Annotated in this window: 7 protein-coding genes; all 7 read right to left on the bottom strand. The window is 62.2% G+C overall.

Features of this window, described 5'->3' with window-relative positions; genetic code table 11:
- Positions 1 to 5: 5 nt before the first annotated feature.
- The 7 genes from ACX80A_RS09210 to ACX80A_RS09180 all read right to left on the bottom strand — a co-directional run bounded on the left by ACX80A_RS09210 (position 6) and on the right by ACX80A_RS09180 (position 10546).
- Complete coding sequence (locus ACX80A_RS09210) at positions 6 to 1016, bottom strand: hypothetical protein (protein ID WP_459259404.1); 1011 nt, start codon at positions 1014 to 1016, stop codon at positions 6 to 8.
- 62 nt (positions 1017 to 1078) lie between these two features.
- Positions 1079 to 5599 carry a PKD domain-containing protein gene (locus ACX80A_RS09205; RefSeq protein WP_459259403.1) on the bottom strand — a complete coding sequence of 1507 codons (4521 nt, stop codon included), beginning with the start codon at positions 5597 to 5599 and terminating at the stop codon, positions 1079 to 1081.
- A 2-nt stretch (positions 5600 to 5601) separates the two neighbouring features.
- On the bottom strand, positions 5602 to 6507 hold the full coding sequence (locus ACX80A_RS09200; protein WP_459259402.1) for a hypothetical protein: 906 nt from the start codon (positions 6505 to 6507) through the stop codon (positions 5602 to 5604).
- A complete protein-coding gene (locus tag ACX80A_RS09195; protein WP_459259401.1) occupies positions 6500 to 7333 on the bottom strand; it encodes a CDP-alcohol phosphatidyltransferase family protein in 834 nt (277 codons plus the stop codon). Before ACX80A_RS09195 ends, ACX80A_RS09200 begins: the two co-directional genes overlap by 8 nt.
- Positions 7330 to 8553 (bottom strand): DUF1972 domain-containing protein, encoded by a 1224-nt coding sequence (locus ACX80A_RS09190; protein WP_459259400.1) that lies wholly within the window; start codon positions 8551 to 8553, stop codon positions 7330 to 7332. Before ACX80A_RS09190 ends, ACX80A_RS09195 begins: the two co-directional genes overlap by 4 nt.
- Positions 8553 to 9050, bottom strand: coding sequence for an adenylyltransferase/cytidyltransferase family protein (locus tag ACX80A_RS09185; protein ID WP_459259399.1), 498 nt, complete (start codon positions 9048 to 9050; stop codon positions 8553 to 8555). The genes ACX80A_RS09190 and ACX80A_RS09185 overlap by 1 nt, the downstream gene beginning before the upstream one ends.
- Positions 9050 to 10546, bottom strand: coding sequence for a sugar transferase (locus ACX80A_RS09180; protein WP_459259398.1), 1497 nt, complete (start codon positions 10544 to 10546; stop codon positions 9050 to 9052). The genes ACX80A_RS09185 and ACX80A_RS09180 overlap by 1 nt, the downstream gene beginning before the upstream one ends.
- Positions 10547 to 11000 lie beyond the last annotated feature (454 nt).

The following is an 11000-nucleotide window of genomic DNA, read 5'->3' as shown; positions in this document are numbered from 1 at the left end:
CTGCCTTAGTCGAGCATTGGACCCACTGGTAGATAGGGCCTGTCACCGGCTGGAGCCGGCACCAGATCCTGTGACAGCCCGTGGGCGTCGCTGACGGCGGACGCGGGCGCAACGGGGGCAGAGCCGCCAATTTTCAGGCGGTCGCTTGCCGAATACAATCCCCGGATCCACGCATCGTTGCCGGACCCTTCGACATTATTGGACTTCATGAGTGCCTCTTCCTGCGTTCCAGGTATCAGGCCGAAATGGCGTGGGGTTGGGGAAATCTGGCGCGCCGGATATCCGGCCTGTAACGCAACCCAGTGGAGCCAAATGTCGTCGGCCGTCGGACTGAGGTCCAGGAAGGCAGTACCTCGTTTGGCGAGCTCCTCAAGCATGGCCGGCGGGTAAATAACACCCGACACGCCCAGCGCGACGTTCGAGAAATCCGCCCGGGTATCCGAGCAGTTCGGCCAGGTGTGATAGCTCCGGACGCTGCCGTCCCCTAGCAGGATTCTGCTAGCCCAATGGCAATTGATGCTGGTGGGGTGGTCCAGGTACGCGAGATGCAGCCGTCTGAGCCAATTGATCGGGTACATGATGTCGTCGTCGGCGGTGACCAACGGAAATCTATGATCCTGCACTGACTGGACGTAGGGGAAGTATTTCGTGTGGGGGCCCAGATTGCTGGTCAGGAGGACTTCAAGGCCTCGGGCTTCGAGCCGGCGCAGGGCTGCGGGCCGCGAGGCATGGCGTGCCGGGTCGTCGAGCCAGAGAATGATCCGTGACGGCTTGGTGTTACCCCTCGCAATCGATTCGATGGCTATGGCAGCGGCGTCGATACGTCGTCCGTAGGTGGTGATCGAGACGACTACCGGCGTTGACCCTGTTATTTTCTCTCGAACGACGACGTTCCGGACAGCCAGATAGCACCAGAGCAGGATGTTCCGCAACCGCCGCGCGCCCTTCCGAAGCGCCCGCAAAAGCAGGCGGACTCTCGTCGGCGGGTCTGTGCGCGCGGGCAGTTCGGTGTTCATCGGGTCCTTTCCGACGCCGCCGGGTTCCGCCCATTGGGTAGAACCCGGCAGGACATATCTTATTACGGCAGCGTCGTGATGGCGAGGTCGTCGAAGGTGGCGGTGACCGGCGCGTTCGTTGCTGAACCCGAAAGATAGGTCAGCAAGGCTGCACTCCCCGGAGCCTGCAGAGCCGCAGTGCTGTCTGTCGCACTAACCATCCAGGCCACCGGCTCAGTAGTTCCCACCTTCCACACCTTCGCCCTGATCGTGGTCGGCGACGTTCCAGTGACCTGCAGCCGTACCTGCAACTGCTCCCCCGCCGCGAGACGAAGCCCGGCAACACTTTGGGTTGCAAGAGTAGTCATCACGCCGTTGACAACACGGGTCGCATCAAGCGTCACAGTGCCCGTCGAGGACACCCAGACCTTGCCGCGGTATTCCGCAGTCGAGACTTTACGCCCCACCAGGTAGAGGAACGTCCCGCCACCGCTGCCGACCTTGTCCAAACCAAACTTCACCGACGATTCGGAATTGGCAGAGGACACCGAGTTCAGGTACGCGGACGGACCCGATCCAGCCGAACCGATCCGGATCGAACCGACACCGTTCGCCACCGAGAACAACGAAGCCGACCCTGACAGGGTCCACGCACCGCCCTGCTCAGCAGTTCCAAAGCCCGAGGAAACCGTCCTGCTGAACGTATCCGCTGCCAACACACCGTTCCCCGCAGGAGGCGAAGCCACCGTGACGTCCTTGGTCGTGCTGTGAGTCGCTCCGTCGTCATCGGTAACAGTCAGCCGCACCGGATAGGTTCCCGCCGCACCATAGGCATGCGACGCCCTCGCCCCAGTACCCGTGCCACCATCACCGAAGTCCCACGCATACCCGGCAATCGTCCCATCGGAGTCACTCGACCCCGAACCGTCCACCGCAACACTCAAACCATCAACCGTCGAAGAGAACGCAGCAACCGGCGCCACATTCGCTGGCGCCGGGGGATCGCCCGCGCCCACCGTGGTGATGGCGAGGTCGTCGAAGGTGGCGGTGACCGGCGCGTTCGTTGCTGAACCCGAAAGATAGGTCAGCAAGGCTGCACTCCCCGGAGCCTGCAGAGCCGCAGTGCTGTCTGTCGCACTAACCATCCAGGCCACCGGCTCAGTAGTTCCCACCTTCCACACCTTCGCCCTGATCGTGGTCGGCGACGTTCCAGTGACCTGCAGCCGTACCTGCAACTGCTCCCCCGCCGCGAGACGAAGCCCGGCAACACTTTGGGTTGCAAGAGTAGTCATCACGCCGTTGACAACACGGGTCGCATCAAGCGTCACAGTGCCCGTCGAGGACACCCAGACCTTGCCGCGGTATTCCGCAGTCGAGACTTTACGCCCCACCAGGTAGAGGAACGTCCCGCCACCGCTGCCGACCTTGTCCAAACCAAACTTCACCGACGATTCGGAATTGGCAGAGGACACCGAGTTCAGGTACGCGGACGGACCCGATCCAGCCGAACCGATCCGGATCGAACCGACACCGTTCGCCACCGAGAACAACGAAGCCGACCCTGACAGGGTCCACGCACCGCCCTGCTCAGCAGTTCCAAAGCCCGAGGAAACCGTCCTGCTGAACGTATCCGCTGCCAACACACCGTTCCCCGCAGGAGGCGAAGCCACCGTGACGTCCTTGGTCGTGCTGTGAGTCGCTCCGTCGTCATCGGTAACAGTCAGCCGCACCGGATAGGTTCCCGCCGCACCATAGGCATGCGACGCCCTCGCCCCAGTACCCGTGCCACCATCACCGAAGTCCCACGCATACCCGGCAATCGTCCCATCGGAGTCACTCGACCCCGAACCGTCCACCGCAACACTCAAACCATCAACCGTCGAAGAGAACGCAGCAACCGGCGCCACATTCGCTGGCGCCGCAACCACAGTGACATCCTTAGTGATGCTGTGCGTGGCCCCGTCATCGTCAGTGACTGTCAGCCTGACAGCGTAGGTCCCTGCTGCCACGTACCCGTGGGAAGCGTTGACGCCGGTGCCGGTACTGCCATCGCCGAAGTCCCACGCGTAAGAATTGACCGTCCCATCCCCGTCAGCCGATCCTGACCCATCAACCGTCAGCTGCAATCCGTTGACGGAGGGAGTAAAGGCGGCGGTGGGGGGCGCGTTCAGCAGCACGCCGGTCGTTCCGGCGTCGTAATGGGTCTTGACTGCACTGGCGCTCAGTGCCGTGGGGTAGATTGCCACTTCATCGATATCGCCCTGGAAATACCTACTGGTCGGAATTGATGCCCATCCCGCCAGATTGTCGCCACCTACCCGCCAGTACCCGTCGACTGATCTACCAGTGGTAGGCGTGTCCCGCCCGGCGGCACGCACTCCGTCTATGTAGAGCTGCATTCCGTTGGAGCCCAGGGTTGCCACCACGTGGTGCCACTTTCCATCGTTGTACCTCGCGGTGCTGTTGACGGTCGACCGTATCCCCTTTGGAGCCACCCCGAAGAAGATCCTGCCCATGTTGTCCATATAGACGTGACGGTCCACCACAGCTGACAACGTGTTCAACGCGTCGCCGAAGCCGATAATTTTGCCGCCGGTGGTAGTACTGGTCCGGATCCACGCTTCGGTACTGAATGTGTTGGGCCGCTTTGCCCGGGTGGGGTTAGCGAGGATCCCACTGGTGGTTCCGTTGAGGGTCACGCCCTTATTTACGTCTCCGCTGAGTGCCCCGGCAGTACCAAAAGCCACCCCGGCCGACGCCGCAAGGTCATCCGCACCCGATGAGTCGAATCCGGTTGGGCCGGCGGGTTCACCAAGCCGCCAACTATTCAGTGGTCCGTCCCGTTTGACGGTCTGGTGATACGCGCTCGGCGGAGACTCCTCAGAGGCCACTGTGACGGTCACCGTATCCGAACGGACTTCATTGCCCGCAGGATCGGTGGCAAAAATACGGTAGCCATACTGGCGCCCCGGTACCAACCCCGTGTCGACGAAGGTCATGCCGGGCCGTTCCCAGAACGTCGATTCCTGCGACAGCGTCCGGATCACCACCGTGTCCCTGCGGACCTGGTAGGTGAGGTTCTTGTTGTCCTGGTCCCAGTTGGCCTGCCACCGCACCCGCACCGTACCGGGCGCAGTTGACACCAGGGTGGGGTTGAAGTTGGTTCCGGTCACGCGCGGGCCGCGCTTATTCGGTGCGATTTCCTTGACTGCGAAACGCACAAGGCCCTGCTGCGCAATCCCGTTGACGGAGGGGAATTCGCCGCCGTATGTCATGTACTGCGTGTTTCCGGTGACCGACCAGGCGCCCTGATTTTGACCGGTATACCGTCCGTCCAGGATGGCAGGGAACCAGTTGAGCAACGTTGGGGAGGGATTCCCCTCGAAGTTGGTGTACCCGTAGGCCTCATCAGTCACCTTCCCCGTGGCACTCTTGCTGAAGGCCAGGGCACGGTTGAACTGCCATGGCGCTTCCTGCGGAAATCCGCCGATGTTCCCGCAGTAATGGGCGTGGCCCGCTGCATAGATGACGTTTCCCATCGGGTAGACGGAATAGGTGTCCCCATGGCAATCCTGGATCCACTCGGTGGAGAAGTCCGACCATTTCACCGAAAAAACACCCTCATGGGTACTCTGCCGCCCGAAGGTGTAGCCGGACCCGTACACGTTTGTGGAGTCGGATGCGAGACTGGTGATGGACCCGCTCGGACCGCCGTTGCGCACAATGTCGTTGATCGGAAACGGCAAGGATAGGCCTGTCGTGATGTCCACTGCCCCCAAACCGTAGCCTGGGCGGTCTGACCCGTTGAGAGTGGTGAACGAACCGCCGACAACCATTTTGGTCCCGTCCGGTGAAAGGGCCAGACCATTGACCTGACCGCTGTCGGTTACTGGCGCCCAGTCGAGGAGGGCCCCGTCGCTGGCCCTGAAGGCGGCAAGCCTCGACCGGACGACCGTGCCCACCCCGGTGAAAAGCCCCCCCAAATACACGGTGTCGTTGGTTGCCACAATGGCTCGCACCGACGCGTCCATCTTGGGTACGAAGTTGGTCAGCAGACGACCGTTGATGGGGTCCAGGGCCGCGACCCGCCATACCGTTGCACCATTGACGGCGGTAAAAGATCCCCCGACGTAAATTCGTGAGCCATCCGGAGAGGAGGCAATCGCTGTGGCCTGGCCGTTAAGGTCCGGCGCAAAGGAATCGATCAACGTTCCGGTGCGGATGTCGTAAGCGAGAATATTGTTGCGCACCACAGTGTTCACCCCCACCGGGGAGCCAGCGGGCCGCGCAGTCGTGAAGCTGCCAGCAACGTAGACGGTGTTGCCGACGATGGTCTGTTGCCACACCACCCCATCGATTTGGACTGTTGGTAGGGCATCGGCGGTTACAGTAGGTGGGCTCGCCGGATTGGCCGGGTCGAGGGGTGCGCTATCCGCCAATACGGGCGGAGCCCCCACAAACACCAGCGATACCGCTACCGCCAGTGAGCATAGCGCCGCCGTGAGGCTGCGCGTCCGCGGTGTCCCACCCCGGCCGCTTCCTGCCTGTGCCTCGTGTGCCTGGCCCGGACCCCGCGTCGCGCGGCGCGGCAAATGTGCTTTCACGACTAACCTTCTTCGCCTGGTGCTGCACCTTCGAATGCAGCAATGGGTGAGGACGCCTCCATGTTTAGAAGAATCCGTACTTGGTCCCGTTGGTCAACGGGAATTGAAAAGACAAGGGTGGCTGAGACGGATCCGCCCGCATCAACGGTTGCCGGGAAAACGGTGGCGTCGGATCCCGTGAGCTGGACGGCTGGCAGCCGCTCAGGGCCATATTCGACGTTCACCACTGAGTTACTCAGTGTCACAGCTTCACCCGTTGTATTTTCAACAGTGATTACAAACCTCAAGGCCGGCCCGGCGATCTCACCAATCCCGAACGCCTCCGCCTCGATTGACTCCATGGTGGTGATCTTTGCGGAGATTCCATCGGCGACTACTGCCGGCTCCTCAAGGTCGACTGGTTCCGAGACGGGCTGCTCAATGGCGGCGAGCTCAGCATCTGACGCCGTCGGCTCATCTGCTTCGGCAGTATCTTCCTCAGCTGGCGCTTCTTCAGCAGCCTCTTCCTCAGCAGCCTCTTCCTCAGCTGGCGCTTCCTCAGTAGTATCTTCCTCAGCTGGCGCTTCCTCGGCAGCCTCTTCCTCGGCTGGGACTGCAGCGGGTGCCGAACCTTCGTCCGACGCCGCGGCCGTGGTCGGCTCTTCCTCGGTTACTGGTTCAGTCGGGGTGGGCTCGGCCGACTCTTCGGAGGCTGTCCCGGGTGCGGATCCAGTGCTGTGAGGCGAGCTGGTAGCTGCCGGAGTGGGTGTGCTGTTTGCGGTGGCGTCGGTTCCCGGCCGATTGGCTAGCAGGTAGCCGATTCCCAGGGCCAGGGCCAGGGCGCAGACGAGCACCCCGGCAGCGACCTTACGGAGGGTACCGGAACGGGTTCCCTCCTCAGGCTGACCGCTCTCTACCGGATTACTCACTGCACAGACCTTCCTGTAACGAGGGCGTGCCGGGCCCGGGTTGGGTGTTGTGGGCGGCACGCGTGGTGGCATCGAGCCGACCCATGTCCCTGAACCATTTGATGGATGCCAGCATCAGATGCCCCAGATTTGCGGCAAAGACCACCGTGTACAGGGCCATGAAGGCGGCTGGTGCACCCAGGAGGATGAAGGTGAGGCACAGGAAACCGTAGTCGGTGGGAATCAGGAGGAGCGATTTGAGCCGGGACCCTGATCCTTTATCGGGAAGTGTTCCCGTCTTGAGGGTGTGGATTTCCTTGAGGTGATCGTTGAGGATCATGGAGAAAAAGGAAACCGCTGCAACAACGCAGAAGGCCAGTGGAACAAGCAGCCACAGCGGGGTGGACAGCTCGAATCCCCGGTAGGCGACGACCAACACTGCAAGATGGATGCTGGAAAGTTTTGCGCTGTCCACAACGTGGTCGAGCCATTCGCCTGACAGCGAGCCGCCACCTCGCAGCCGTGCAACCTGTCCGTCGGCGGCGTCGAATGCATACCCGACGGCCAGGCATAGCCAGACCGCAAAGCCCAGCCCCCACGATGGAGTACCGAACGCAAGCATCCCAATGCCGGTGAAGGTAAATGCTGCGCTGACAGCGCTGACGGCGTTCGGCGTCAGCCCTGCACGGTGGCAGGCGGCAGCCAGGTAGCGTCCCGCCCGTCGGTTGATGTAGATCGAATAGGGAGGCGCTCCCGGTGCGGCTGCTTTTTGCGCGGCGGCGAGAGACAGCACCGTTTGGCGATAGCTGCCGGTCGTGGGGCGGGACTCCGCGAGGGTCTGGCTCATGAGGCCACCACCTTGGGTGCTGCCAAGACAATTCGAGGACTTCCGGCGGCCTGCCTGCGTGGGGCGCGGCGGAGGGCGGGGGTCCGGGCCAGCGAATAGCACAGCTTTTCGTAGCGTTCCGCGACCTCGTCCCAGTCATAGCGTTCGGCGGCCTGCCGTGCGAGCCGTCCCCGGCGTTCACAGTCCAGTGCATCCCGTTCCGCAGCATGCATCAGCCGTGTGACGTCGTCGCTGTCGGCGAAGTAGCGGCCCGCCGCTCCCAGCACCTCCGAGTTGAAGTCCACCTGGTAGGCGTTGGTCGCTGCGCCCGCCCCGATCGCCCGGAGCAGTGACGGGTTGGTTCCGCCCACTGAGTGACCGTGCCAGTACACCCGCGCGTGTGCGTAAAGCTGGTCGAGCAGTTCCTGATCCCAGACTCCTCCGAGGAAGCGGACCCGTTCATCAGCGAGTGAGTGGACTTTACTGATGTAGGAGTCGGCGTAGGGTGCCGTGCCCACAACGACAAGCGGCAAGTGGGCCGAACTCTTTCGGTAGCCGTCGACAATCAGGTGCACATGGTTCTCTGGCTCAAACCGTGCGACCACCAGGTGGTAGCTGCCGGGTTCCAGGCCGAGCTCAGCGACCTTGTCACTACTCGGGCCGTCAAGGAGCGGAGCTCCGTAGGCAATGTATTCGGTGGAGGCGTTGAAGCGTTCGCGGTAGTAGGTCTGGATACCAACGGCGTCGGCGATCAGGGCGTCGGACCAGCGTACGGCGAGCGCTTCGACGGCTCGATAGTACCGCTTTCCAGCTTTTCCCCACTTGGCACGCTTCCATTCCAGACCATCCACATGGGTAGCTACCGGGATTCCGGCCGCGCGGATCACCGGAAGCCACGGGGCGTTGGCCGCGTTAAAGACGATCGCGACGTCCGTCCGGTGCCGGAAAAGGTGACCCACCGACAGCCCGGTGTGACTCAACGTTTCCAGGGACCGTTTCTTGAGGGAGGGCAGGTGAACCAGCCGCATGCCGAGATGTTCCTGCACGTCGGCGTCCGCAGGGGTTACGGGGCGGCAGTAGACGGTGACGTCATGCCCCATCGTTGCGAGGCGACTGCCCACTTCCTCGATGCAGGTTTCAAACCCACCGTAACGGGCAGGTACCCCGCGGGTACCGATCAGCGCGATGCTGAGCGGTCTCATTCGCTGCGAGCCCAGCGGATTGTTCAGTGATTTCAGCATTAGTTGGTCCCATTCAACAGTGGATATTCGTGGCGATCCCGGTTCAGGTTGAGGTTCTCCAGTGCTAGCCGGAGGGCAGTACTGGAGGTGTGGACGGTGTAGGGGAAGTAGACGACAGCCACGTTTCGTGCCGCGAACTGCTCTTCCAGCCGGCGAGCACGTTCGGTACCCTTCCAGTCGTCCCCTTTGAAGAAGATGTTGAACCTGAGCTGATCCCAGACGGCCATCCTGTCCGGCACCGTTTCGGCGCACACCCGGTCCACCAGCCCGATGTTCTCGACAATTTCCATTCGTTCGGTGAGCGGAATGACCGGACGGTGGCCCTTCGTCTCAGCGAGGATGTCATCGGAAACCACACCTGCGATGAGGAAGTCGCACCGCGACTTTGCCTGGCGGAGAATGTTCAGGTGTCCCACATGGAACAGGTCGAAAGCGCCTGCCGCATAGCCGATGCGGATCCCCTGGACGTCTTGTTTGCCTGTCGTGTCGTAAGCCATCAGTAAGCCCCCGTCGGTTTGACTAACACTTTGAAAGTCCGCCACATGATCATCAAATCCCCCATGACCGACCAGTTCTCGACGTAGTAAAGGTCCAGGCGGACGCTCTCGTCCCAGTCGAGGTCGGACCGTCCGCTGATCTGCCACAGTCCTGTCAGTCCTGGTTTGATAAAGAGCCGGCGGTGGGTGTGCCCGGCGTACCCGGACACCTCGCTGGGAAGGGGAGGCCGGGGTCCCACCAAAGCCATTTCCCCCCGCAACACGTTGTAGAGCTGCGGCAGTTCATCGATTGAGTACTTGCGTAGCCAACGTCCCACGGTGGTCACCCGCGGGTCGTCGCGTAATTTGAACAGGACCCCATTGCCTTCGTTACGCTCCCTCAGCGCCCCCAGGTCCTCTTCGGCTGTGGTCACCATGGACCGGAACTTGTACATCGGGAACTCGGCAGACGACCGGCCGACGCGGTTCTGCTTGAAGAGCACCGGTCCCGGTCCGTCACGCCTAATCAGGATGGCGACGACGGCAAAAACTGGTGCCAGGAAGATCAGCGCTGAGAGCGACACGATCACATCCATCACACGCTTAACCACGTGCCGTCCACCAGTGAACTGGGGCATTTCCACATGCATCAGGGGCAGGCCGTCGACTGGCCTCATCTGAATCCGGGGACCAGCCACGTTGGTAAGCGTCGATGCCAGCACAAGTTCGGTGGCGGTGCGTTCCAGCCGCCAGCCGAGCTCCCTGATGTATTTGCTTCCCTTGTGCAGGTGTCCGGCGACGATCACCGCGTCGGCTCCGGTGTCCGCAACCGATCTCTCGACGTTACTCAGCCCGTAGACCACCGGGACAAGCCGGTCCCCCGCGTGGATGAGCCGGGATCGATCCCGGCCCTCCAGCACTGTGCCTACGACGTCGTAGACGGCCCCGGTTTTCTTGGCCAGCTGCCCGACGACGTACTGCACGTCATCGTGCCGGCCCACCACTATCACTTTCGAAAGAAAGAGCCCGAACTGACGTTGCCGCATGAGCCAGTTCCGCCAGATCCACCGGGTACCCAACAGCCCGATGAGCCCTGCCGGGAGGGTGACGATGAGGAAGTTGCGGAAGTCGTTGGCGCCAAGCAGCACGACGGCGACGGCCATCCAGCTGAACGTTGCGGCGCTAGCCTGGACGATGCGCTTGTACTCGGGTGCGCCAAAGCCGATCAGTCGGGGGTCCCGGGTCCTGAACATCGACAGCATGATCAACCAGCCACCGCAGACGGCGACGGCGAAGGTCACCGTCTCGGCGGTGGCAGCCACGCTGGCCATACTTTTCAGAATCCAGTCTGTGCTGATCAGTACGACAGTCAGGACGATCAGGGTATCCGTAACCCGCAGGGACATCTGGTAGCGCTGCCGCCAGGGTACGCCCGAGACGGCGGCTGCCCGGACCCTGGTGCGCCGCGAGACGGAGGGGAACGGGAACCTGAGGGCCTGTTCCTGGGTCTGATACACGTCAGACCCCGATCCGGCGGACGGTGGCGGCGCGGCGGTCCCGCTCCGTGCAGGGAGCCGACGACGGCTGGGGACGAGCCTTGGTCTCGGAAGGCTCCGACGTCGCCGGCTCCGAATGGGGAGGACGTATCTCAGAGCTGAGGCCCAATGCCGGTGCAGAAAGCGACCGGCTGGTTCGCAGCTGCGTCCAGAACGGAACCCGGTGGTCTGAATCGACCGTTGTTCCGCTACCTGAGGGGAGATGGGAAGGTGTAGCTCCTGTGGACCGGCGATTTGCAACGCAGGTTAAGTTGATCGACATTTCGAGACCCGCTTCATAAGTGCCCTAGAACTGCTTTCGGGGCAAGCCTATGAATCAGCTGTACCGCGGACACGAGTGGAGGCTACTTGAATTAGGACGGGTAGTACTACTCGAATGCGCGTGCCCGATTCGGGTAATACTCGACGAAGGAGG

The sequence above is a fragment of the Arthrobacter sp. TMN-50 genome (assembly GCF_054511125.1).
The sequence above is the reverse complement of the archived record's forward strand: the minus strand, read 5'-3'. Positions and strand labels throughout refer to the sequence as shown.

Bases quoted from the DNA above. Each gene is read 5' to 3' on its own strand.
- ACX80A_RS09195 (WP_459259401.1), bottom strand. From the start codon at position 7,333: ATGAGCCAGACCCTCGCGGAGTCCCGCCCCACGACCGGCAGCTATCGC.
- ACX80A_RS09190 (WP_459259400.1), bottom strand. From the start codon at position 8,553: ATGCTGAAATCACTGAACAATCCGCTGGGCTCGCAGCGAATGAGACCG.
- ACX80A_RS09185 (WP_459259399.1), bottom strand. From the start codon at position 9,050: ATGGCTTACGACACGACAGGCAAACAAGACGTCCAGGGGATCCGCATC.
- ACX80A_RS09210 (WP_459259404.1), bottom strand. From the start codon at position 1,016: ATGAACACCGAACTGCCCGCGCGCACAGACCCGCCGACGAGAGTCCGC.